The 22,972-nt window shown below is 70.2% G+C and carries 23 protein-coding genes; 9 read left to right on the top strand and 14 right to left on the bottom strand.

From position 1 onward, the window contains the following. Window positions 1-103 precede the first annotated feature (103 nt). Complete coding sequence (locus tag ACIQTP_RS46225) at window positions 104-1,480, bottom strand: peptidase S8 (protein ID WP_403412059.1); 1,377 nt, start codon at window positions 1,478-1,480, stop codon at window positions 104-106. A 277-nt stretch (window positions 1,481-1,757) separates the two neighbouring features. On the opposite strand from ACIQTP_RS46225, the gene ACIQTP_RS46220 reads away from it, so the two are divergent. Continuing rightward, window positions 1,758-2,135 (top strand): ArsR/SmtB family transcription factor, encoded by a 378-nt coding sequence (locus ACIQTP_RS46220; protein WP_402051068.1) that lies wholly within the window; start codon window positions 1,758-1,760, stop codon window positions 2,133-2,135. Further along, a complete protein-coding gene (locus ACIQTP_RS46215) occupies window positions 2,132-2,770 on the top strand; it encodes an SRPBCC family protein (protein ID WP_403412055.1) in 639 nt (212 codons plus the stop codon). Before ACIQTP_RS46220 ends, ACIQTP_RS46215 begins: the two co-directional genes overlap by 4 nt. A 34-nt stretch (window positions 2,771-2,804) precedes the next feature. Here the strand turns inward: ACIQTP_RS46215 and bla are convergent, their stop codons facing one another. From bla to ACIQTP_RS46200, 3 genes are read right to left on the bottom strand one after another with little or no spacing between them, the layout of a single operon-like run. Beyond that, window positions 2,805-3,677 carry a class A beta-lactamase gene (bla, locus tag ACIQTP_RS46210; RefSeq protein WP_403412083.1) on the bottom strand — a complete coding sequence of 291 codons (873 nt, stop codon included), beginning with the start codon at window positions 3,675-3,677 and terminating at the stop codon, window positions 2,805-2,807. A gap of 23 nt (window positions 3,678-3,700) precedes the next feature. After that, window positions 3,701-3,937, bottom strand: a complete 237-nt coding sequence (locus ACIQTP_RS46205; RefSeq protein ID WP_403412052.1) for a DUF397 domain-containing protein — start codon at window positions 3,935-3,937, stop codon at window positions 3,701-3,703. Further along, window positions 3,930-4,181, bottom strand: coding sequence for a Scr1 family TA system antitoxin-like transcriptional regulator (locus ACIQTP_RS46200; protein ID WP_403412049.1), 252 nt, complete (start codon window positions 4,179-4,181; stop codon window positions 3,930-3,932). The genes ACIQTP_RS46205 and ACIQTP_RS46200 overlap by 8 nt, the downstream gene beginning before the upstream one ends. 351 nt (window positions 4,182-4,532) lie before the next feature. Here ACIQTP_RS46200 and ACIQTP_RS46195 point away from each other — a divergent pair, with 351 nt between their 5' ends. The 3 genes from ACIQTP_RS46195 to ACIQTP_RS46185 all read left to right on the top strand — a co-directional run bounded on the left by ACIQTP_RS46195 (window position 4,533) and on the right by ACIQTP_RS46185 (window position 7,311). Further along, complete coding sequence (locus ACIQTP_RS46195; RefSeq protein WP_403412046.1) at window positions 4,533-5,291, top strand: trypsin-like serine peptidase; 759 nt, start codon at window positions 4,533-4,535, stop codon at window positions 5,289-5,291. 128 nt (window positions 5,292-5,419) lie between these two features. Beyond that, window positions 5,420-6,421: an NlpC/P60 family protein gene (locus tag ACIQTP_RS46190; RefSeq protein WP_403412043.1), complete on the top strand. Its 1,002-nt coding sequence runs from the start codon at window positions 5,420-5,422 to the stop codon at window positions 6,419-6,421. 188 nt (window positions 6,422-6,609) lie between these two features. Then, window positions 6,610-7,311: a phosphatase PAP2 family protein gene (locus ACIQTP_RS46185; protein ID WP_403412040.1), complete on the top strand. Its 702-nt coding sequence runs from the start codon at window positions 6,610-6,612 to the stop codon at window positions 7,309-7,311. Between the two features lie 77 nt (window positions 7,312-7,388). Here the strand turns inward: ACIQTP_RS46185 and ACIQTP_RS46180 are convergent, their stop codons facing one another. Together ACIQTP_RS46180 and ACIQTP_RS46175 are read right to left on the bottom strand one after the other, a co-directional pair. Further along, window positions 7,389-8,960, bottom strand: a complete 1,572-nt coding sequence (locus tag ACIQTP_RS46180; RefSeq protein ID WP_403412037.1) for an FAD-binding oxidoreductase — start codon at window positions 8,958-8,960, stop codon at window positions 7,389-7,391. Between the two features lie 204 nt (window positions 8,961-9,164). After that, window positions 9,165-9,338 carry a hypothetical protein gene (locus ACIQTP_RS46175; protein ID WP_403412034.1) on the bottom strand — a complete coding sequence of 58 codons (174 nt, stop codon included), beginning with the start codon at window positions 9,336-9,338 and terminating at the stop codon, window positions 9,165-9,167. Window positions 9,339-9,455: 117 nt separating this feature from the next. Here ACIQTP_RS46175 and ACIQTP_RS46170 point away from each other — a divergent pair, with 117 nt between their 5' ends. Beyond that, a complete protein-coding gene (locus ACIQTP_RS46170; protein ID WP_403412031.1) occupies window positions 9,456-10,301 on the top strand; it encodes a hypothetical protein in 846 nt (281 codons plus the stop codon). 132 nt (window positions 10,302-10,433) lie between these two features. Next, window positions 10,434-10,619: a hypothetical protein gene (locus ACIQTP_RS46165; RefSeq protein WP_403412028.1), complete on the top strand. Its 186-nt coding sequence runs from the start codon at window positions 10,434-10,436 to the stop codon at window positions 10,617-10,619. Window positions 10,620-10,661: 42 nt separating this feature from the next. Here ACIQTP_RS46165 and ACIQTP_RS46160 read toward each other — a convergent pair whose 3' ends face one another. After that, entirely contained in the window at window positions 10,662-11,024 is a 363-nt protein-coding gene (locus ACIQTP_RS46160; protein ID WP_403412080.1) for a metal-sensitive transcriptional regulator, read from the bottom strand. A gap of 362 nt (window positions 11,025-11,386) precedes the next feature. On the opposite strand from ACIQTP_RS46160, the gene ACIQTP_RS46155 reads away from it, so the two are divergent. Together ACIQTP_RS46155 and ACIQTP_RS46150 are read left to right on the top strand one after the other, a co-directional pair. Beyond that, window positions 11,387-12,007, top strand: a complete 621-nt coding sequence (locus ACIQTP_RS46155; RefSeq protein WP_054232360.1) for a DUF47 domain-containing protein — start codon at window positions 11,387-11,389, stop codon at window positions 12,005-12,007. Between the two features lie 5 nt (window positions 12,008-12,012). After that, window positions 12,013-13,011 carry an anion permease gene (locus ACIQTP_RS46150; protein ID WP_402051101.1) on the top strand — a complete coding sequence of 333 codons (999 nt, stop codon included), beginning with the start codon at window positions 12,013-12,015 and terminating at the stop codon, window positions 13,009-13,011. Window positions 13,012-14,291: 1,280 nt separating this feature from the next. Here ACIQTP_RS46150 and pstB read toward each other — a convergent pair. The 7 genes from pstB to ACIQTP_RS46115 form a co-directional block, all read right to left on the bottom strand. Beyond that, on the bottom strand, window positions 14,292-15,068 hold the full coding sequence (pstB, locus tag ACIQTP_RS46145; RefSeq protein WP_101404245.1) for a phosphate ABC transporter ATP-binding protein PstB: 777 nt from the start codon (window positions 15,066-15,068) through the stop codon (window positions 14,292-14,294). Between the two features lie 53 nt (window positions 15,069-15,121). Beyond that, entirely contained in the window at window positions 15,122-16,186 is a 1,065-nt protein-coding gene (gene pstA / locus ACIQTP_RS46140; protein WP_403412023.1) for a phosphate ABC transporter permease PstA, read from the bottom strand. After that, window positions 16,183-17,193: a phosphate ABC transporter permease subunit PstC gene (gene pstC, locus ACIQTP_RS46135; RefSeq protein ID WP_402051108.1), complete on the bottom strand. Its 1,011-nt coding sequence runs from the start codon at window positions 17,191-17,193 to the stop codon at window positions 16,183-16,185. Before pstC ends, pstA begins: the two co-directional genes overlap by 4 nt. 104 nt (window positions 17,194-17,297) lie before the next feature. Beyond that, a complete protein-coding gene (pstS, locus tag ACIQTP_RS46130; RefSeq protein WP_402051111.1) occupies window positions 17,298-18,434 on the bottom strand; it encodes a phosphate ABC transporter substrate-binding protein PstS in 1,137 nt (378 codons plus the stop codon). Window positions 18,435-18,785: 351 nt separating this feature from the next. After that, window positions 18,786-19,208 (bottom strand): NUDIX hydrolase, encoded by a 423-nt coding sequence (locus tag ACIQTP_RS46125; RefSeq protein ID WP_403412020.1) that lies wholly within the window; start codon window positions 19,206-19,208, stop codon window positions 18,786-18,788. Between the two features lie 10 nt (window positions 19,209-19,218). Next, a complete protein-coding gene (locus tag ACIQTP_RS46120) occupies window positions 19,219-20,334 on the bottom strand; it encodes a CHAD domain-containing protein (protein WP_403412017.1) in 1,116 nt (371 codons plus the stop codon). After that, entirely contained in the window at window positions 20,315-22,546 is a 2,232-nt protein-coding gene (locus tag ACIQTP_RS46115) for an RNA degradosome polyphosphate kinase (RefSeq protein ID WP_402051120.1), read from the bottom strand. Before ACIQTP_RS46115 ends, ACIQTP_RS46120 begins: the two co-directional genes overlap by 20 nt. Between the last annotated feature and the right edge of the window lie 426 nt (window positions 22,547-22,972).

Raw genomic sequence — 22,972 nt, 5'->3', positions numbered from 1 at the left:
GAACGGGCCGCGGCAGGCTGCCGCGGCCCGTCTCGGGCGCCGCCGGTGGATCCCCACTTAATCCGTCGCCCGGCGGCTCCGTGCCGTGCGGAGGGCGATCCGATCAGCCGGTGAAGGCCGAGACTCCCTCCGGGGTGCCCCAGCCGGTCGGGCCGTCGTAGCCCGACTTGGCGGTGCAGAAGTAGCTCGTGGAGCAGGAGCCGTTGCTGCCCGACGTCACGTCGTTGAGCGCGGACGTGCCGGCCGAGCCGTACGGGTACTTCGCCGGGTACGAGCCGCTGGACGGGGTGCCGGCCAGGGCGTACACGCTCGCGATGATCGGCGAGGAGGCGCTGGTGCCGCCGTAGGTGACCCAGCCGGTGCCGTCGCCGTAGGTGTCGTAGACCGAGACGCCGGTGGCCGGGTCGGCGACGGCCGAGACGTCCGCGATCATGCGCTTCGAGCAGGAGGTGTCGGTCTGCCAGGTCGGCTTCGCGTCGTAGGCGGAGCAGCCGGAGCCGGTGCCCTCGGTGCTGCTGGTGTTCCACACCTTCTCGGTCCAGCCGCGGCTGTTGGAGCTGGAGGAGAGGGCGGTGCCGCCGACGGAGGTCACGTACTTGGAGGCGGCCGGGTACTCGGCGCCGTAGCCGGAGTCACCCGCGCTGACCGTGATGGCGACGCCCGGGTGGTTGAAGTAGGAGCTGTCGTAGGAGGTGTCGGAGGAGGACTCCGAGCCGCCGTAGCTGTTGGAGACGTACTTCGCGCCGAGCTTGACCGCCTCGTTCACCGCGGTGCCGAGGTTGGCCATGGAGGAGGACTTCGCCTCGACCAGCGTGATGTTGCAGTTGGGGCAGACGGCGCTGGCCATGTCGAGGTCGAGCGAGATCTCGCCGGCCCAGCCGCTGTCGGCGGTGGGGAGGGAGGTCGTGGAGCCGGTCTGGCTGACCTTCTTGAAGCAGCCGTTGGCCGTGGTGCAGGCCGACAGGCCGTAGTACGAGCGGTACGCGGCGAGGTCGGAGGCCGCGTTCGGGTCGTCGTAGGCGTCGACGATCGCGATGGTCTCGCCCGAGCCGTTGGAGGCGGCGGCGTCGGTCAGGCCGTAGGCGTCCTGGAGGTCACTGGGGCCGTAGCCGGTGGGGGAGTCGGCGGCGGCCCTGGGGGTGACGGCGTTCGCGTGGGCGTTGGCCTTCATGAAGGCGGTCGTGCCGCCGGTCACGCGCAGCGCGTTGCAGGCCATCTCCCCCTTCTTCCTGGGCTCGGCACAGGAACGGGTCCAGGTGACCTTGGTGGAACCGGCCCTGGCGGCGGTGGTCTTGCTCACGACGGTCTTCGTCGCGGTCGTGCCGGCTGCCGCGCTCGCGTCGACGGCGGTGCCGAAACCGGCCACCAGGAGGGCGGCTGTGGCGGCGGCCGCGGAGCCGATGCGGCGCCAGTTGGTGCGTGCGGCCGATCTGTGGCCGGGTGTGGGGGACGTGGGGGGTATGGGGGGTGTAGTACGCAACGTACAGCTCCTGAGAGAGGTTGACAGGGGCGGTGCGGGTGCTGTTGCCGTCGGTGCGGTGTCCCCGGCGGCCGGGCCGTGTGACCCGCGTAGACACTCGCTTGTTGAGTACGCGACAAACAAGAGAGATCTGGAATTCTGACTTCCGCCATACCGAACCCGGGTGATCGGGTTACCCCTCAATGGCGCCTCGATGGCTGGAAGTTGACGGTGGCTTGACTCGCGGATCCATGTATCCGCACTCATTTATATAAGCGCTAAGTGATACATTGCCGCCGTGCACGCATTCGACGTACTCGGGGACCCCGTGCGCCGCCGCATCCTGGAGCTGCTCGCCGACGGTGAGCTGAGTTCCGGGGCGGTGTGCGAGGTCATCAGGGAAGAGTTCGGGATATCGCAGCCCGGGGTCTCCCAGCATCTGAAGGTGCTGCGGGAGAACGGCTTCGCGACGGTACGGCCGGAGGGGGCCCGGCGGTTGTACGCGGTGAACTCGGAGCCCCTGCGGGACATCGACGCGTGGCTGGCACGGTTCCGCCGCTTCTGGACGCCCCCGCTGGACGCCCTCGCGACGGAACTGGCACGGGGGAAGAGGGAGCGGCGCCCGCGGGAGTCCGGCGACGCCGCCGAGCGAGTGGATCCGAGGAGCACCCCATGATCGACGTCACCCATCAGATCAGCGCCGTACGACGGCAGGTCGGCTCGCGCGTGCTGGAGGCCGGCGAGGCACGGGTGGTGACGCTGAGCCAGACGTACGACGCCACGGTCGAGGACCTCTGGGACGCCTGCACCAACGCCGAACGCATCCCGCGCTGGTTCGCGCCCGTCTCCGGCGAGCTGCGCCTCGGCGGCCGGTACCAGGTGGAGGGCAACGCGGGCGGCACCGTCGAGCGCTGCGACCCGCCCCAGAGCTTCGCCGCGACCTGGGAGTACGGCGGCCAGGTCAGCTGGATCGAGGTCCGGCTGACGGCGGTGACGCAGGAGACGACCCGCTTCGAGCTCGATCACATCGCCCATGTCGACGAGCGGTGGGAGGAGTTCGGGCCGGGCGCGGTGGGCGTCGGCTGGGATCTCGGCCTCATGGGCCTCGCGACCCATCTCTCCTCGGGCGGATCCCTCGACCCGAAGGAGAGCATGGCGTGGCTGGGCTCCGAGGAGGGGCGCCGGTTCGTGACGCTGAGCAGCGAGGGCTGGTACGAGGCGAGCGTCGCGGCGGGGACGGCGGAAGCCGCCGCCCGTGGGGCCGCGGATCGTACGACCGCGGCGTACACGGGGGCGGCGCCGGCCGAGTGACGACGGGGGTCGCCGACTGCCTCGGGGGCTCGCGTCAGCCCACGGCCGCGGCCAGTACCGAGGCCGTGGCGGCGACGAGGGGGCTGTCCGCGGCGGCGTCCTGCGCGGGTTTGGCGCTGAGGACAGCGAGGGCCACGGGGGCTCCGTCCGGGGTCCAGGCGATGCCCACGTCGTTGCTGGTGCCGTAGGCGCCGGTGCCGGTCTTGTCGGCGATCGTCCAGTTCTCGGGCAGGCCCGCGCGGAAACGGTCGCCGCTGGTGGTGTTGCCGAGCAGCCACGTCGTCAGGCGGTCGCGGTCGCGGTAGTGGAGCGCGTCGCCGAGGACGAGCCGGGCGTACGTGCCGGCGATGGCACCCGGGGTGGTCGTGTCCTCCACCCGCCAGGGCTCCGCCGTGTTCAGCTCCGGCTCCCAGCGGTCCAGGCGGGTCTTCGGGTCCCCGAGCGAGCGGCAGAATCGCGTGATCGCCGTGGGGCCGCCCAGCTCGCGGAGCAGCAGGTTGCCCGCCGTGTTGTCGCTGTAACGGATCGCCGCGTCGCACAGTTGCTCGACGGTCATGCCGCCTGCCAGGTGCTCCGGCTCACCCGTCTTCGGTGAGTACCCGGCCAGGTCAGCCGCCGTGTAGTGGACGCGCCGGGCGAGTGTCTCCCCGTGCCGGTCCAGATCCCGCAGCACGGCCGCCGCCGCGAGCGTCTTGACCACCGAGCAGATGGGGAAGCGTTCCGCCGCGCGGTGGCGCACGGTGGCCTTCGTCCTCAGGTTGTACGCGAACGCGCCGATCCTCGCCCCGTGTCGGGCCTCCAGCTCGCGCAGCCGGGCACGGGTGTCCCGGTGCCGGGGATCCTCCGCGTACGCCGGTCCCGCGCCGAGCGCGAGGGTGGCGGCGGTGGTGGTGGCCGCGGTGAGCAGGGTGCGGCGTGTTGTCGTGGTCCCTAAGATCTCTTGTCCTCCAGTCCTTCCACGAAGTGGTCGAACTCGCCCGCCTGTACGCCCAGGACGAAGGCGTCCCACTTCTTCTGAGTGGTAGTGACGATATTGGTGGGGTCGCTGGTTTCGCGGATGTGGACCAGGTCGTCGGCGCCGAAGGCGAGTTCGATCCAGGGGCCGGGTCCGGTCGCGTCGTCCGGGACGGCGCGGACCCAGTCGAGGCCCGGGGGGACGTCAGCCACGGGGGGCTTCCTTAAGGGTGAGGAGGAGGGTGTGGCTGATCGCCACCAGAGTGGTCGGGGCGTCTCCGAAGAGGACGGTCTGGCGTTTGACGCGGAACGACACCCGGTGCTCGATCTCAAGTGTTGAGAGTTCGGGCACGACGTGCCGGAACAGCTCACGGGCGGGATCGGTCGTCTGCGGCAGGCGGGCCTTGTCCGAGCAGTCGTGGTGGCGGGCGGGCGCGCGCACCCGTTCGGCGCTCACGCCCACGCCTCCGTCTCCTGGATGTCAACGGTCGCCCGTGCGAGTGGTAGTGAACCGGTGGTGAACCCGATCCCCGCAAATCGGTGAATGAGCTTACCGCTCGCCGCCATCTTCTTACCTGGGCGCCTCACCCGCTCCGAACCGTCCGATCCACAAGTCCCGGCCGGGCGCGGCGATGTTCGTCCACAGGCTGTGGGTGATGTGGAGGGTCGAGTGTGCGTGCGAGGGCTGGGTATGGGCCGTACGGTGGACCTGCCGTTGTGACTCCGTTGGCTCCCACCGGTGACTCATAGGAGATTCTCAGTGTGGTTCCAGGATTTTTCTTAATTCCGTGGGCCAGAGTGTGAACCGATGAAGCGCACCACTCGTCCCCCTGGCAACCGGCGGAACGCTTTGTTCGTCGTGGTCGTGATGCTGGCCGTCACGTCCGCGTCCGTGGCGTCCGCCGATGACGGCCCCGGGCCGTTCGGCGTGACCGTACAGGCCGACACGAACAAGGCGAGCGCCCGTGTGGGCGCCTTGTTCGGCGCAGGTGACGGCCTGAGCGGGCACTTCTGCACCGCCTCCGTCGTGCACAGCGAGGGGCGGGACCTCCTGGTGACCGCCGCGCACTGCCTTGACGGGGGCGGAAAGTTGCGGTTTGTCCCGGGCTATCGGGACGGCAAGGCGCCGTACGGGATCTGGGACGTCACGAGGACCTACGTCGGTGACGCCTGGACCGGCGGTCAGGACGAGGACAGCGACGTCGCCTTCGCCAAGGTCGCCAAGCAGGGCGCGAAGGGCGTCGAGGACGTCGTCGGGGGGAACGCCCTCGCCACGGGGAGGGAGACCGGGGCCACCGCCGTCACGGTCACCGGCTACCCCAGCACCCTCGACGAGCCGATCACCTGTACGAACAAACCGACCGTCCACAGCCGCACCCAGCAGCGCATCGAGTGCCCCGCCTTCGCCGGCGGCACCAGCGGCAGCCCCTGGGTGAACGGCGACGGGGCGGTCGTCGGGGTCATCGGCGGCCACGAGGCGGGCGGGGACACCGACGACGTCTCGTTCAGCATCGTCCTCGGGAAAGAGGCCGCGACGCTGTACAAGGCGGCGCGCAAGGCGGGTTAGGGGCGCGCGGGAGGGGTTCGGGGCGCACTTCGCGCCCCGTTTCTTGTCGTGTGTGATCGTTTCCTCGCACAGGGGTCGCCTCTAGACTGACGTCCGGCGGACTCCCGGGCGGCGAGGGGCGGTTGACGGTGCGTAAGACGTGGGTCGTGGTGACCGCCGTCGCCGGGGTGGGGACCGCCTTCATGTCGGCGCTGGTCGTAGGCGTCTACATGGTGGCCGGGAACCTCGCCAACGGGGTCGGCGCCGGATCGGTCGGTCTCGCCAAGGGCGCCGTGCCGACCGCGTACCAGACGCTCGTACAGAAGTGGGGCAATCTGTGCAGCGCGATCAATCCGGCGCTGCTCGCCGCACAGCTGTACCAGGAGAGCGGATTCAATCCGAACGCCAAGAGTCCGGCGGCGGCGGAGGGCATAGCGCAATTCATCCCCGGCACCTGGGCCACGCACGGAATCGACGGCAACGGGGACGGCAAGCGCGACGTATGGGACCCGAATGACGCGATTCCGTCGGCCGCCTCCTACGACTGCAAGCTCGCGTCCTATGTGAAGGACGCGCCCGGGAACGTCACGGAGAACATGCTCGCCGCTTACAACGCGGGGGCCTACGCGGTCATCAAGTACGGGGGCGTGCCGCCGTACAAGGAGACCCAGAACTATGTGAAGACGATCACCACTCTGGAGAAGAGCTTCGCGCGGCCGGTGAGCCGGGTGGATCCCTCGCAGCAGGCCGCGGCGGCGATCTACTACGCGCAGAAGAAGCTCGGCACGCCCTACCTGTGGGGCGGCAACGGAACCGCTGACCAGGGTGGACGCTTCGACTGCTCGGGTCTGACCAAGGCCGCGTACGAGAGTGTCGGAGTCACTCTGCCGCGCGTCGCCAACGACCAGTACAACGCCGGAGCGCACCCCGCGCGGGCGGAACTGCTTCCGGGCGATCTGGTGTTCTTCTCCGACGACCTCACCAACTCGCGGGCCATTCGGCACGTCGGTATCTATGTGGGTGGCGGGTACATGATCGACGCACCGCGCACGGGCGCCGTCATCCGCTTCGACCCCATCGACACCCCCGACTACTTCGGCGCCACGCGCGTGACCGAAGATGGCGCGAAAGCGTTGCCGACGACGGTTTGATCCCACCCCTGAGCTGCGGCGATGTATCTCTCTTCGATAACGTCTGCGTGATCATTCGGTGGAGGGTGGAACGTACTGAAGGGGAATGTGCGTTCCTGTTGACGTAGACCGATCTACGACCACGGGGATGGATCGGGGGCGCACGAAAGGCTGCGCTCGCGGAAAGACGACGAAGGGGCCGCAGCACCATGGCTGGACTCGCCGAATCCGGTTCGAACCCCGACGTGGACCTGCTGTACGACATCAACGGCCTCGCCAAGGACGCGCCGCACTGGTTCGACCGCGGCATGGAGTTCGTCGGCGAGTACGGGCTGCTGCTCGCCATGGTCCTGCTGGTGCTGTGGTGCTGGTGGACCGTGCGGCGCGGCGGTGACGAAAACGCCGCCCCGTCGGTGGCCGCGCTCGTCTGGGCGCCCCTCGCGGCCGGCGTCGCGGTGCTGGTGAACGTGCCGATACGGGGCTTCGTGGAGCGGCCCCGCCCGTTCGTGGACCACCAGGGACTCGACGTCCTGGTCAGCGGCAAGACCGACTTCTCGTTCGTGAGCGACCACGCGACGCTCACCATGGCGATCGGCGTCGGGCTGTTCGTCGCGAACCGGAAGTTCGGGCTCGCCGGGATAGGGATCGCGCTGCTCGAAGGCTTCTGCCGGGTCTACATGGGCGTGCACTACCCGACGGACGTCATCGGCGGCTTCGCCCTCGGCACCGCCGTCGCCCTGCTCCTGTCCCCGCTCGCCATGGCCCTGCTGACCCCGGTGATGAAGGCCGTGGAGCGCTCGCCGCGCGCCGGACGGCTGATCCGGTCGCGGAGCGCGGGGCGTCCGGGGCGGGAGGCGCTGATCCCCGGGGCGCGGGCGGAGCACCCCGAGGAGCCGGACCTCGCCGCGTAGGCGCTCCGCTGGGGCTGGTCGCGCCCACGCGGCGGAGCCGCATGACGTGACAGCCCCGCGCCCCGTGCGGGGGGCGCTCAGAGCGCCTGGGGGAAGGAGAAGAAGCGGTTGGGGTCGTACTGCTTCTTCAGGGCCGCGAGGCGGGTCGCCGCGTCGCCGTAGTACGCCTTGCGCCAGTTGGTGAGGCTCGCGTCCGTGTAGTTCTGGTAGGCCGCACCGGAGGCGTAGGGGGCCATCGCCGAGTGGGCGGAGGTCAGCCAGGACTGGACCGTGGTGCCGGAAGCCCCGGCGCCCCAGGAGGCGAAGTACTGGGCGAGCATCCGGGAACGCCGGTGCACGAAGGCCGTCGCGGTCGGTGAGACCCGGTTGACCGCACCGCCCAGCGCGGTGAGCGCGACGCTGCCGGCGCCGCCGCGGACCGAGGAGATCTGGTGCAGCAGCGTCTGGATGCCGGCCGCGGAGATGGACCGGTCGAAGAAGTCCGAGCGGGCCGCGAACGTATCGCGGCTGAGGGCACCCTGCGGGGAGCGGCCCGGCGTCGAGCCCGGCAGATGGCACTGGGCCTCGGTGGGGAACGAGGAGCAGCCCGCGTACGCCTCCATCGACTCCTTGTAGGAGTGCTTCTTGAGCGAGACGCTGCGCGCGGGGCCGCCGACCTTGGCGGCCAGGCGGTCCACGGCGTTCTGCAGTTCGCCGTAGGTGCCCAGGGAGAAGGCGGCGACGGCGACGGTGGGGGTGCCGCCGCCGTTCTCCAGGTGGAGCGAGGACCAGATCTCGTCCGGCTGGCTGGGGCCCCACTCCTGCCAGGCCTTCACCACGGCGGCGGCCTTCGCCCAGGGCCAGGTCATGTACGCCGACACGGCCTGCGGGGCGGCGTGGGTCTTGAAGCGCAGCTCGGTGACGACACCGAAGTTGCCGTTGCCGGCGCCGCGCAGGGCCCAGAAGAGGTCCTTGTTCTCGCTCGCGTTCGCCACGAGCTGCTTGCCGTCCGCGGTGATCAGCGTCGCCTGGGTGAGGCTGTCGCAGGTCAGGCCGTACGCCCGGGACACGACGCCGTGGCCGCCGCCGAGGGTCAGACCGGAGACGCCGACGGTCGGGCAGGAACCGGCCGGGATCGTGACGCCCTTCGCGGCGAGCGCCCGGTAGACGTCGATCAGCTTGGAACCGGCGCCGATCACCGCCTCGTTCGCGGACGCCCGGATGGTGTTGAGCTTGGACACGTCCAGGATCAGCCGGCCGTTTCCGGAGGACCAGCCCGCGTAGGAGTGGCCGCCGTTGCGGATCGACAGCGGGATGTTGTGGGCGCGGGCGTAGGCCATGGTCGTACGGATGTCGTCCGCGTGGGCGACGTACGCGACGGCGGTGGGCTTCAGGGAGTCGAAGCGGGTGTTGTACAGCTGGTGGGCCGGCGTCCAGCTGCGGTCGCCGGGGCGGACCAGGGCGCCGTCGAGGTCCTTGGCGAGGGCCGTCCAGTTGGCGGGGGCGTGGGCGGCCAGGCCGGTGCCCGTGCTGGTGGTGGCCGTGCGTATGGAGGTGTCGGCCGTCTCCGTGGGCGCCGCCTTGCCCCCGCTGCCCTTGCCGTTGCACCCGGCCGTGGCCGCAGCCGCGAGTGCGGCCGCGCCGCCACCGATGAACGTACGCCGTTGCATGTGCGCCTCCCGTTGCTTCCCGTGCGTGGGACGAGACGTGTGCCGGGTCCTGGGGGTTCCGCGGCGGACGGGCGCGGGACGGAACCGGGACATGGCCGTGATCCCGCGCGGATCTCGCCCCATCTTGAACCTGGGGTGGGTCTTTTCGGCTGAGGATGGGCGAGAGGTTGGTCACGAGAGGCTGGTCACGCCCCTCACGGGGCGCTATGCGAGCGGGGTGTTGTCCATGTGGCCCTCGGCGTCGGTGCGGGCCAGGCTGCGGGCGCGGCGGGCCGGGCCCCGCCAGCCGCAGGTGCAGCGCGCCAGACAGAAGCGACCCTGCTCGACCGTCGTCGTTCGGTGTTCCTGGACGGGATGGGTCTCCTCCGGCTGCGCCACACCGACAACGTTACCCAAGGCAAGCAAATGAATCGCCGCCGCGTGACGGCCGTCCCTACCCGTCGTTAACCGGAACGACAGGAGGCCCGGGACGGACCGGCTGGGGGTCGGCGGACGATGGTGGCGCAGCAGCAGAGTCGGACGGGCACGGGCGTCGTCGCGGTCGCGGTCGCGATGGCAGGGCTCATGGTCTGCGTCGGCGGATGTTCCGTGGACCGGGCCGGGGCCGAGGACGCGCGCGAAGGCGTCACCTCCGTCGAGGTACTGCACCGGGCCGCCGCCACACTGGAGCGCGCCGGCAGCGCCAAGACCCGCACATCGATGGAGATGGCCACCGGCGGGACCCGGGTCACCATCCGCGGCCAGGGTGTCTACGACTTCAAGAAGCAGCTGGGGCAGTTGAAGGTGCTGCTGCCGCAGGATCCCGCGGGCGCCGTCGAACACCGGCCGATCACCGAACTCCTCGCCCCGGGCGCCCTGTTCATGAAGAACCGCGGCGCCGGTGTACCCGCCGACAAATGGGTGCGCGTCGACACGGCCACCCTCTCCGACGGGAACCTCGTGACCGGCGGTGCCACCGACCCGTTCGCCGCGGCGGAGTTGTTGCGGGGGGCGCGGACGGCGACGTACATGGGGAGGACGGAGGTGGCCGGGACGCCGGTGCGGCACTATCGCGGGACCGCCGACCTGGACATCGCCGCGAGGAGCGCCTCGCGGGGGAACCGGAAGGCACTCGCGGCGGCGGCGAAAGGGTTCGCCACCGCCCAAGTCCCGTTCGACGCCTACCTCGACGACCAGGGGCGCGTGCGCAAGCTCCGGAACCGGTTCAGCTTCATCAACGGGCGGCAGAAGGGCACCGTCGCGGTGGCCTCGACGACCTTGCTGTACGACTTCGGGGTCCCCGCCCGCGTACGGCTTCCGGAACCCGAGGACATCTTCGCGGGGAAGATCGCGGAGCCGTAGACGTCGGTCCGTCGGCGTGGCTGCCGGTCCGTGCATGAGGAGGAGTGGGGGGCCGGAAATGGCCCTTCCGTGCCATGCGCGGTGTGTAGGCCGCTCCCTACCCTAGGAAGTCGGTGACGGCAGGAAGAGGTGATGCACGTGGCTCCGGTCGGCGGTACGGCAGTTCAGGACCACGTGGCCCTCGCCGAGATCGAGCTGTGCGGCGACCTGATCATCGCTGCCTCGGCCGCGGGCGAGGAGCGGCTCAGCCTGGAGAGCATCGACGAGGTACTGAAGGTGGCCGAAGAACGCACCCGGGGGAGCGGCTCGGGGGAGTAGGCCCGCTTGACGCGCACTTCGGTAGTTCCCCCCGTGCGCGTGTCAGGTGCGCAGCAGGCGGCCGATCGCCTTCGTGGCCTCCTCGACCTTCGCGTCGATCTCCTCGCCGCCCTTGAGGGCCGCGTCCGCGACGCAGTGGCGCAGGTGCTCCTCGAGGAGCTGGAGCGCGAAGGACTGGAGGGCCTTCGTGGAGGCGGAGACCTGGGTGAGTATGTCGATGCAGTAGACGTCCTCGTCGACCATCCGCTGCAGACCGCGGATCTGGCCCTCGATGCGGCGCAGGCGCTTGAGGTGCTCGGCCTTCTGCTTGTGGTAACCGTGGATGCCGCGGTCGTGGTCGGTCACGACGCCTCCGGTCTCGACGCCTCCGGTCTCGGCTCCCCCGCTCACGACGTTCTCGCTCACGACGTTCTCGCTCACGACGTCCTCGCCCACGACTCCGTCGCTCCCGGCTTCCTCGGTCTCGGTGGGGGCCTGGGTGTTCGAAATGTCCGGGACCTCCTGAACCGTTTTGGCCTTGTCGGAGGGCGCCGTCGCGCCGGCCTCGGTGGTCGTCATCGCGTCCTCCTGATGGTCCGGTATATATACCCCTGGTGGGTATATGGTAACGAACTTTGCTGGGTATAGGGCCCTTGCCGGATGCCGGGACCGGACCCTGTGCTGATCACTGTGTCTGATGGGCGACACTGGGGGACGGCCGGTTAGCCGTGGCCGGATGATGCGCCTAGCATCAGCCTGACCGAACAAAAGGACCCCGAGGACCCCAAGTGCGCTTTCGTCTGACCCCCAGGGAGACGAGCTTCTACGACATGTTCTCCGCCTCCGCGGACAACATCGTCACGGGCTCGAAACTCCTGATGGAACTGCTCGGGGCGGACGCCTCCGCCCGGGCCGAGATCGCAGAGCGCATGCGGGCCGCCGAACACGCCGGTGACGACGCCACTCACGCGATCTTCCACCAGCTGAACTCCTCCTTCATCACGCCGTTCGACCGCGAGGACATCTACAACCTGGCCTCGTCCCTCGACGACATCATGGACTTCATGGAGGAGGCCGTCGACCTGGTTGTGCTGTATCAGGTCGAGGAGCTCCCCAAGGGCGTGGAACAGCAGATCGAGGTACTGGCCCGGGCCGCCGAGCTGACGGCCGAGGCCATGCCGAACCTGCGGACGATGGACAACCTCACCGAGTACTGGATCGAGGTCAACCGGCTGGAGAACCAGGCCGACCAGATCCACCGCAAGCTGCTCGCCCATCTCTTCAACGGCAAGTACGACGCCATCGAGGTCCTGAAGCTCAAGCAGATCGTGGATGTGCTGGAGGAAGCGGCCGACGCGTTCGAGCATGTGGCGAACACGGTGGAGACCATCGCCGTCAAGGAGTCCTGAACTTCGTGGACACCTTTGCGCTGGTCGTGACCATTCTGGTCGCGCTCGGATTCACGTACACGAACGGCTTCCACGACTCGGCGAACGCCATCGCCACGTCGGTGTCCACGCGGGCGCTGACCCCGCGGGCCGCGCTCGCCATGGCCGCGGTGATGAACCTCGCCGGCGCGTTCCTCGGGAGCGGGGTGGCGAACACCGTCAGCAAGGGGCTGATCGCGACGCCCGAGGGGTCGAAGGGGATGGGAATCCTCTTCGCCGCGCTCGTCGGGGCGATCGTCTGGAACCTGGTCACCTGGTACTTCGGGCTTCCGTCGTCCTCCTCGCACGCGTTGTTCGGGGGGCTGGTGGGGGCCGCGCTCGCGGGCGGTACGAAGGTGTTGTGGTCCGGGGTCGTGGACAAGGTCATCATCCCGATGTTCCTGTCGCCGGTCGTCGGTCTGATCGTCGGCTATCTGGTCATGTGCGCGATCATGTGGCTGTTCCGGCGGGCCAATCCGCACAAGGCCAAGCGGGGGTTCCGTATCGCGCAGACGGTGTCCGCGGCGGGGATGGCGCTCGGGCACGGTCTCCAGGACGCCCAGAAGACGATGGGTGTCGTGGTGATGGCGCTCGTCATCGGCGACGTCCAGAAGTCGGACGATCCGATTCCGGTCTGGGTGAAGATCGTCTGTGCGGTGATGCTGTCGCTGGGGACGTACGCCGGTGGGTGGCGCATCATGCGGACGCTCGGGCGCAAGATCATTGAGCTGGATCCGCCGCAGGGGTTCGCCGCGGAGACGACGGGGGCGTCGATCATGTTCGCCACGGCGTTTCTCTTCAAGGCGCCGATCTCGACGACGCATGTCATCACTTCGGCGATCATGGGTGTCGGGGCGACGAAGCGGGTGAACGCGGTTCGCTGGGGCGTTGCCAAGAACATTGTCATGGGGTGGTTCATCACGATGCCGGCGGCGGCGTTGGTGGCTGCCGCCAGCTTCTGGGTCGTGGACCTGGCGTTCCTGTAGGCCGGCCGGTCACACCCACGTCTCTCGCCCCCGCCGCCCCTACCCATCCCATCCCCAGGGGCTGCGCCCCTGCCCCGCATCGGGGGCTGCCGCCCCCGGACCCCTCTCGGGCCTCCGCCCCTCCCCCCCCGCCAGGGGCTCCGCCCCCGGGACCCCCGCGGGGCTCTGCCCCCGCACCCCATCGGGGCTGCCGCCCCCGGACCCCTTCTCGGGTCCGCCCCGGGACCCCACCGGGGGCTGCCGCCCTCGGACCCCTCTCGGGCCTCCGCCCCTCCCCCCGCCAGGGGCTCCGCCCCCGGGACTCCCGCGGGGCCTGCGCCCCATCGGGGACTGCTGTCCCCCGGACGCCTTCTCGGGTCCGCCCCGGGACCCCACCGGGGGCTGTCGCCCTCGGACCTTCCGCGAGGCTCTGCCCCTTCCGCCCCGCCAGGGGCTCCGCCCCGGGACCTCCGCAGGGCTCTGCCCCTTCCGCCCCGCCAGGGGCTCCGCCCCGGGGCCTCCGCAGGGCTCCGCCCCTTCCGCCCCGCCAGGGGGCTCCGCCCCCCGGGACCCCCGCAGGGTTCTGCCCCTGCGCCCCATCGGGGCTGCCGCCCCCGGACCTCCGCAGGGCTCCGCCGCTTCCGCCCCGTTGGGGCTGCCGCCCCCGGACCCCCGCCGGGCTCTGCCCCCGCACCCCATCGGGGCTGCCGCCCCCGGACCCCCGCCGGGCTTCGCCCCTGCACCCCATCGGGCCTGCCGCCCCCGGACCCCTCTCAGGGCTCCGCCCCCGAACCCCCGCGAGGCTTCGCCTCGGCACCCGTCCGTGGGCTGCCGCCCCGGACCCCACCCGGGGGCTGCCCCCACCCCCGTCGGGCTGCGCCCCTTCCGCCCTTCCTGGGGCTCCGCCCCTGCACCCCACCGGGGGCTGCCGCCCCCAGTCCCCCCGCGGCGCTCCCCGCACGGCTGGACGGTCTCGTTCTTGGACGCCGGGCAGGGGGGATGCGCGGGGCGCCCCTTTAGGGGCGCGGGGAACTGCGCGGGCAACCCCCACCGGCCGGTGGCCGAAGGACTTCGGGCGGGGCGAAGCCGCACCTCTGGGGGCGCGGGGAACTGCGCGAGCAACCCCCGCCCGCTGGCAGGGGGACTGTGTGACAAGCCTCCGTCGGCCCGCGGCAGGAAGGTTGCGGACTTGGTGCTCGTTGAAGACGAGCGGGCCCGCCCCCGGGAGCCAGGGGCGGGCCCTTCTCGTCCTCGCGGTGGCACCGCCATGCAGCACCGCGAGGGGTATGGGGGGAGACGGCTCAGCCGAAGCGGCCGGAGATGTAGTCCTCCGTGGCCTGCACCGACGGGTTGGAGAAGATGCGCTCCGTGTCGTCGATCTCGATGAGCCGGCCCGGCTGGCCCACCGCGGCCAGGTTGAAGAACGCGGTGCGGTCGGAGACGCGCGCGGCCTGCTGCATGTTGTGCGTCACGATGACGATCGTGAAGCGCTCCTTCAGCTCGCCGATCAGGTCCTCGATGGCGAGGGTCGAGATCGGGTCGAGGGCCGAGCAGGGCTCGTCCATGAGGAGGACCTGCGGCTCCACCGCGATCGCCCGCGCGATGCACAGACGCTGCTGCTGACCACCCGACAGACCCGAACCGGGCTTGTTGAGGCGGTCCTTGACCTCGTTCCAGAGGTTCGCGCCCTTGAGGGACTTCTCGACGACGTCGTTCAGCTCGGACTTCTTGTACGAGCCGTTCAGACGCAGACCCGCCGCCACGTTGTCGAAGATCGACATGGTGGGGAAGGGGTTGGGACGCTGGAAGACCATGCCGATCGTGCGGCGCACGGCGACGGGGTCGATGCCCTGGCCGTAGAGGTCCTCGTCGTCGAGGAGGACCTTGCCCTCGACCCGACCGCCGGGGGTCACCTCGTGCATACGGTTGAGCGTGCGCAGGAACGTCGACTTGCCGCAGCCGGAGGGGCCGATGAACGCCGTCACCGAGCGCGGCTCGACCGTCATCGAGATGTCTTCGATCGCCTTGTGGGAGCCGTAGTAGGCGGTGAGACCGCTTACGTCGATTCGCTTGGCCATGTCAATCACTGCTTCTTTCGAGGGGGATGCTGCTGGTCGCTGATATGGCCGCGTCAGCGACCTGTCTTCGGTGCCTTCCAGCGGGCGATGCCGCGGGCCACCATGTTGAGAATCATCACGAAGGCGATCAGGGCGAGCGCAGCCGCCCAGGCACGGTCGTACGCCGCGTTCGAACCGGCGCTGTTCGCGTACTGCTGGTAGATGTACAGCGGCAGCGAGGCCTGCGCTCCGGAGAACGGGTTGGTGTTGATGAAGTTCGTGCCCCACACCAGCAGCAGCACCGGGGCGGTCTCGCCCGTGATGCGTGCGACGGCGAGCATGACACCCGTCGTGATGCCGCCGATCGAGGTCGGCAGGACCACCTTGAGGATCGTGCGCCACTTGGGCACGCCGAGCGCCAGGGAGGCTTCGCGCAGCTCGTTCGGTACGAGCTTGAGCATCTCCTCGGTGGAGCGGACCACGACGGGCATCATCAGGATGGCCAGGGCCAGCGAACCGGCGAAGCCGAAGGGCTGCAGGTCCAGGATGAGCATCAGGCTCAGGATGAACAGACCGGCGACGATCGAGGGGATGCCCGTCATCACGTCGACGAAGAAGGTGATGGCCGTGGAGAGCTTGCCGCGTCCGTACTCCACCAGGTAGACCGCGGTGAGTACACCGATCGGCGCCGCGATCAGGGTGGCGAGACCGACCTGCTCCAGCGTGCCGATGATGGCGTGGTAGATGCCACCGCCGGGCTCGGAGTCCGCGACCACACCCATCGAGTGGGTCAGGAAGTAGACGTCGAAGACCTTCACACCGCGCTTGACGGTCGTCCAGATCAGGGAGGCCAGCGGGACGACGGCGATGAGGAAGCAGACCCAGACGAGGCTGGTCGCGACGCGGTCCTTGGCCTGGCGGCGGCCCTCGACGCGCGCGGCGATGCCGTACGTACCGAGGACGAAGAGGATTCCGGCGATCAGGCCCCACTGGACCTTGCTGTCGAGACCGCCGACCAGTCCGATGACCACGGCGACCACGACGGCGCCGGCGGCGATCGCCCACGGGGACCACTTGGGCAGGCTCGCGCCGCGCAGGGTGCTGGGACGCTTGTCCGCGACGGGTGCTGAGTGGCTCATGCGTTGGCCCCCGAGTACTCCGCGCGACGGGCGATGATGACCCGGGCCGCGCCGTTGACCAGCAGGGTGATGACGAAGAGGACGAGACCGGAAGCGATCAGCGCGTCGCGGCCGTCAGCGGTCGCCTCGCCGAACTTGCTGGCGATGTTCTGTGCGAAGGTGCCGCCACCCGGGTCGAGCAGGCTGGCGTTGATGTCGAAGGTCGGCGAGAGGACCGTGGCGACGGCCATTGTCTCACCGAGCGCGCGGCCGAGACCCAGCATCGACGCGGAGATGACACCGGAGCGGCCGAAGGGCAGCACCGACATGCGGATGACCTCCCAGCGCGTGGCGCCGAGGGCCAGCGCGGCCTCCTCGTGCATCTGCGGGACCTGGCGGAAGACCTCGCGGCTCACGTTGGTGATGATCGGCAGGATCATGATCGCGAGCAGGATGCTGACGGTGAGCATCGAGCGGGGCGCGCCGCCCTGCCAGCTGAAGATGCCGGTCCAGCCGAGGTACTTGTCCAGCCAGCCGAAGAGGCCGTTCATGTGCGGCACCAGGACGAGGGCGCCCCACAGGCCGTAGACGATGGACGGCACGGCGGCGAGCAGGTCGATCACGTAGGCGACCGGGCCGCTCAGCCTGCGCGGTGCGTAGTGCGTGATGAACAGCGCGATGGCGACCGCGACGGGGACCGCCAGGGCCATGGCGATGATCGAGGAGACGATCGTCCCGAAGGCCAGGACGGCGATGCCGAAGACCGGCGGGAGGGTGTTGGTGTTCCACTCGAAGGTGGTGAGGAAGTTGCCGTGGTCCTTGCTGATCGCGAGCGAGGCGCGATAGGTGAGGAAGACCGCGATGGCGGCCATGATCACCAGCAGGAAGATGCCCGACCCGCGGGAGAGACCGAGGAAGATCCGGTCACCGGGCCGGGTGGCGCCGCGGCTCACGCGCTTCTGCACGGCCACGGAAGGCTGGGAGGTGGGGGGAGGCGCTTCGTCTGTGTTCTGTGTCGATATGTCCATCGGGATCTCCGGTCTGCAGAGCCGTACTTGGTGTGCGGCTCCTGGCGGCGGTGCACCGGACGGTGCGGCCCGGCCCCGGGTTGGGGCCGGGCCGCACACTTAGGTCAGCTCAGGCCCGCGATGGTGGTGCGGACCTTGGCGATGATGTCGGCCGGGATCGGCGCGTAGTCGATGGAGGAGAGGACCTTCTGGCCGTCCTCGCTCGCAATGTAGGTCAGGAACGACTTCGTGGCGGCAAGAGTGTCCGACTTGTTGCCCTTGTCGCAGACGATCTCGTACGTGACCAGGGTGATCGGGTAGGCGCCCTCGGCCTTGGTGGCGCGGTTCAGCGAGAGCGAGAGGTCCTTGCCCGTGCCGACGACCTTGGCGTCCGCGATGGCCTTGGTGGCGTTGTCGACGGTGGCGTCGACCGGGGCGCTGGCGCCCGTGTCGATGCTGGCCGCCTTGATGCCGTCCTTGGCGAACGACAGCTCCATGTAGCCGATGGCGCCGGAGGTCTGCTTCACCTGCTGGGCGACACCGGAGGACTGCGGAGCGGACTGGCCGCCCTTCGCCTGCCAGGCCTTGCCGCCGGAGTACTTCCAGTCGGAGGGGGCCGCGGCGATCAGGTACTTGGTGAAGTTGTCCGTGGTGCCGGACTCGTCCGAGCGGTGGAACGCCTGGATCTTGAGGTCGGGCAGCTTGACGCCCGGGTTCAGCTTCGCGATCGCGGCGTCGTTCCACTTGCTGATCTTGCTGTCGAAGATCTTGGCGATCGTCGAGGCGTTCAGGACCAGCTTGTCGACGCCCGGGACGTTGAAGCCGACCGCGATCGGGCCGCCGACCATCGGGAGGTCGATGCCCTGGCCGCCGCCGGTGCAGATCTTCTTGGAGGCGGTGACCTCTTCGGGCTTCAGCGCGGAGTCCGAGCCGGCGAAGGCGACCTGGCCCTGGGTGAACGCGGTGACACCGGCGCCGGAGCCGCCGCCCTTGTAGTTGATCTGCACGCCGGAGCAGGCGGCGCTGAATTCCTTGACCCAGGCGTCGATCGCGTTCTTCTGCGCGGACGAGCCGTCGGCGAGCAGCTGGCCCTTGGCGTTGTCGCACTTGATCGAGCTGGCGGAGCCGGTGGTCGAGCCGCCCGTGGCGCTGCTCTTGGTGCCGGTGTCGTCGGAGCCGCACGCCGTGAGGGCCAGGGCGCCGGAGACGGCGACAGCACCGAGCGAAAGGGCGCGAAGCCGGTTCTTGCGCTGAAGCTTCACTGTTGGGGTGTTCCTTCCAGGAGCCGCCGTCTGGTTGGCGGCGTGCGAGGTCTGTGTGATGCGGAAGCCACACGCAGGAGGCGTTCCGCACCGGGTAAGGCCGAAATTAGGCAGATCAGGTGAAGGCGTCGATGGCCGTAAGTGAACGGAGGGTGAACCCCTGTGGGCGGTGCGGTGAGGTCACGGAACGCTTACGTCGAGGACACGGTGGGATCCCGATCGAGCTAACCGCATGTGACCACGTGTGTACGCATATGGCCGCGTGGTTCGGCTAGGACCTGTCGTTTGGATCAGGTCGCCTCACGATGCGTGCCAGACCCCGCGGCCCAGGCCTGATCCAAACGACAGGCCCTAGGTCAGGTGAAGCACGCTCAGCAGGGCGTCGACCAGATCGGCGTCCCTGGGCTGGGTCAGACGGTCGCGGGCCGCGGCGGGGGAGAGCCACAGGATGCGGTCGACCTCGTCGTTCGGAGTGAAGCGGCCGTCCGTCGCCTCGGCAGCCCAGTAGCGGACCTCCTTGGGGCGGCCGGCGACGGGATAACGAAGAGTGGGCAGGGCGGCGCCGGGCACGGCGGTGTACCCCGTCTCCTCCTGGACCTCCCGCAGCGCCCCCGCGAGCGGTTCCTCGCCGCGTTTGAGCTTGCCCTTCGGATGCGACCAGTCGTCGTACTTCGGCCGGTGGACGAGACATATCTCCAGCTCACCGCCGAGTGGCGAGCGACGCCACAGGACGCAGCCCGCCGCCCGTACGGCCTTGAAGGTGTCCTCGGTCATCAGGCCTCCCTCACGGGGTGCGCACGGCTTCCTTCTGCCAGTTCTGCTGGAACGCGAACCGTGCCGCCTCCACCTCGTGCCGCTGGTCGGCGTGGAGCACTCCGAGCGCGTACGCGGTGGCCGGGGCGATGCGCGGGGTGCGGGCCGCCGACGCGGCGGCCGCGGCCGCCTCCGCCGCGTCCCGGTGCCGGTTGAGGGCCTGACCCGCGTGGAGCAGTCGTACGTCGATGGGGGCGTCCTCCCCGTAGAGGACCTCGCACGCGTAGCGGTGCAGGCGCAGCAGCAGCCGGACCTGGTGCCAGGGCGCGTCCTGGGGATGGGGCGCGGTGTCCGCGGAGAGGCCGTGCACGAGGGCCTCGGCGTTGTACGGGTGGCCCGCGGTGACCAGCGGCAGCGCGGTGACCGCGTCGGTCAGCCGGTCCGTCGCGGCGGAGGCCAGCGGGCGCAGGTCGGCGGTGGCGGCCGCCGGGGTGAGCGGCACCTCGCTGGCGAGCACGGCGACGCTGTCCGCGACGGCGTGGAAGCGGGAGGAGCCGAGTGCCTGGAGCGCGGCCGAGTGGGCCCGGGTGCGGGCCAGGGTCAGCTGGCGGTCGAGCAGCGCGCCCGCCTTCGCGGCGCCGATGGTCAGACTGCCTTTGGCCGGCGCCCCGGTGTCCTGCGCGGCCTGTGCCGGGAAGCCGGCCGCGCCCGAGAGCCGGTTCAGCGCGCCGAGCAGCCGTTCCAGGCGGGCCGCGTAGGCGTGCTCACGGGCCAGGGTGCCCGAGAGCCACGCCAGTTCGGGCCGCATGCCCTCCGACCACTCCGCGTCGAGCAGCGGCCGGAAGGTGTGCAGGGTGCCGCTGATGCGGCGGGCCGAGCGGCGCAGGGCGCGCGCCGCGTCGACCGATTCCCCCGAGCCGTTCTCCCCCGCCCGCGGCACGTCTCGTGGCACGTCCCGCGGCTCGGCGCGCGACTCCGTTCTCGGCTTCGCCCGGGCGGAGGTACCCGCGTCGGTGCCGTTCTCCCGGTGCTGTCGCAGGGAGCGGAGGAACTCCGTGGCCTGGGCCCTCAGGTAGCCCGCGAGGGCGTCTCCTGACATGGGCCCGGCCGGGGAGTCGGTGGGGGGTTCAAGGTGTTGCTGTGCCACGCCGGCGCCTCCGGGCGTCTATGAGCATCTCCTGGACGTTCCGCAGGGGTTGGCCATCCGCGTCGGTCGAGTGCCGGGTCCACTCGCCGTCCGGGCCCAGGTGCCAGGAGGCGGTGGTGTCGGACATCCCGGTCTCGAACAGCCGGTTGAGGGCTGCCCGGTGAGCCGGGTCGGTGATCCTGACCAGGGCCTCGATCCGCCGGTCCAGGTTGCGGTGCATCATGTCCGCGCTGCCGATCCAGACCTCCGGCTCGCCGCCGTTGCCGAAGGCGAAGACACGGGAGTGTTCGAGGAAGCGGCCGAGCACGGACCGTACGCGTATGTTTTCGGACAGGCCCGTGACGCCCGGCCGGACCGCGCAGATGCCACGCACCCATATGTCGACGGGCACTCCGGCCTGGGACGCGCGGTACAGCGCGTCGATGATCGCCTCGTCCACCATCGAGTTGCACTTGATGCGGACGTAGGCGGGGCGTCCGGCGTTGTGGTGCTGGACTTCCTTGTTGATCCGCGCGATCAGCCCGTCACGCAGGGACTTGGGGGCGACGAGCAGACGGCGGTAGGTCTCGCGGCGCGAGTAGCCGGAGAGCCGGTTGAAGAGGTCGGACAGGTCCGCGCCGACCTGCGGGTCGGCGGTGAGCAGGCCGAGGTCCTCGTACAGCCGGGCGGTCTTCGGGTGGTAGTTGCCGGTGCCGACGTGGGAGTAGCGCCGGAGCGTTTCCCCCTCCTGCCGGACGACCAGCGACAGCTTGCAGTGGGTCTTCAGCCCGACCAGCCCGTACACGACATGGCAGCCCGACTCCTCCAGCTTCCGGGCCCACTTGATGTTGGCCTGTTCGTCGAAGCGCGCCTTGATCTCGACGAGGACGAGGACCTGCTTGCCGGACTCGGCGGCGTCTATCAGCGCGTCGACGATCGGCGAGTCGCCCGAGGTCCGGTACAGCGTCTGCTTGATGGCCAGCACGTCCGGGTCGGCCGCCGCCTGCTCCAGGAAGGCCTGCACGGAGGTGGAGAAGGAGTCGTACGGGTGGTGCAGCAGGACGTCGCGCTCGCGCAGGGCGGCGAAGATGTCGGGCGCGGACGCCGACTCGACCTCGGCCAGGTCGCGGTGCGTTCCCGCGATGAACTTCGGGTACTTCAGTTCGGGCCGGTCGAGGGCGCCGATGCCGAAGAGGCCGGTGAGGTCCAGGGGACCCGGCAGCGGGTACACCTCCGCCTCGGAGATCTTCAGTTCCCGTACGAGGAGATCGAGGACGTACCGGTCGATGGACTCCTCGACCTCCAGGCGCACCGGCGGCCCGAAGCGGCGCCGCATGAGCTCCTTCTCCAGCGCCTGGAGCAGGTTCTCGGCGTCGTCCTCCTCGACCTCCAGGTCCTCGTTCCTGGTCAGCCGGAAGGTGTGGTGCTCCAGGACCTCCATGCCGGGGAAGAGCTCCTCCAGGTGTGCCGCGATCACGTCCTCGATGGGGACGTAGCGGTTGGGGGAGGCCTCCAGGAAGCGGGAGAGCAGCGGCGGGACCTTGACGCGCGCGAAGTGCCGGTGGCCGCTGACCGGGTTCCGTACGACGACCGCGAGGTTCAGGGACAGACCCGAGATGTACGGGAAGGGGTGCGCGGGGTCGACCGCCAGCGGGGTCAGGACCGGGAAGATCTGGTGCCGGAAGAGGGTGAACAGGCGGGCCTGCTCCTTCTCCGTCAGTTCGCTCCAGCGGACCAGGTGGATGCCCTCCTCCGCGAGCGCGGGGGCGACGTCCTCCTGGTAGCAGGCCGCGTGCCGGGCCATGAGCTCGCGCGAGCGGGCCCAGATCATCTCCAGGACCTCGCGGGGCTGCAGGCCGGAGGCGGACTTGGTGGCCACGCCGGTCGCGATGCGGCGCTTCAGTCCGGCCACCCGGACCATGAAGAACTCGTCCAGGTTGCTGGCGAAGATCGCCAGGAAGTTCGCCCGTTCGAGCAGGGGCGTGCTCGGGTCCTCGGCGAGCTCCAGCACCCGCTCGTTGAACGCCAGCCAGCTGCGCTCGCGGTCCAGGAAGCGGCCCTGCGGCAACATGATGCCGTCCTGCACCGTGTCCTCGTACGCGTCGAGGTCGGCGTCGATGTCGGGCTCGAGGTCGGAGACGTTCGCCGCCACGGTGTGCGGGCGGTGTGCGGCTATGGAGCCGACGGAGGGCTGCGGGTGCTGCACCGGTGCCTGGGCGCTGGGCTGGTTCATGGACCCATTCTTCCGCGCCGGGAGCGAGACCGGCGCGTCGGAGAGCGCGAGCGGCAGCGGGGTGAGGCGGATGTTCCCGTTCCGCGACCCCGGTACCGCCTTGCTCCCCGTCGTCGGCGAGGTCTCGTGCTCCGGCGGAGGCGAAGGCTCTGGCGCGGCGGGCTTCATTGGCTGAGCGTCGCAAGCCCGTCTGAATCGATGGTTACGGCGACATGACGTGCGGGATATCGGGGAGCGGCTCCCGGACGTCCACATGCCCGGAAGCGGGGGGGGGCCCCCCCCCCCCCCCGGGGGGGGGGGGGGGGGGGGCGGGGGGGGGGGGGGGGGGGGGGGGGGGGCCCCCCGCCGCGGGGGGGGGGGGGGCGGCGGGTGGGGGGGGGGGGGGGGGGCGGGCCCCCCCCCCCCCCCACCCCCCTTCGACATACC

The sequence above is a fragment of the Streptomyces sp. NPDC090798 genome (assembly GCF_044768965.1).
In the GTDB taxonomy this organism is placed as follows: Bacteria; Actinomycetota; Actinomycetes; order Streptomycetales; family Streptomycetaceae; genus Streptomyces.
This window is presented reverse-complemented; position numbering and strand designations above follow the sequence as displayed.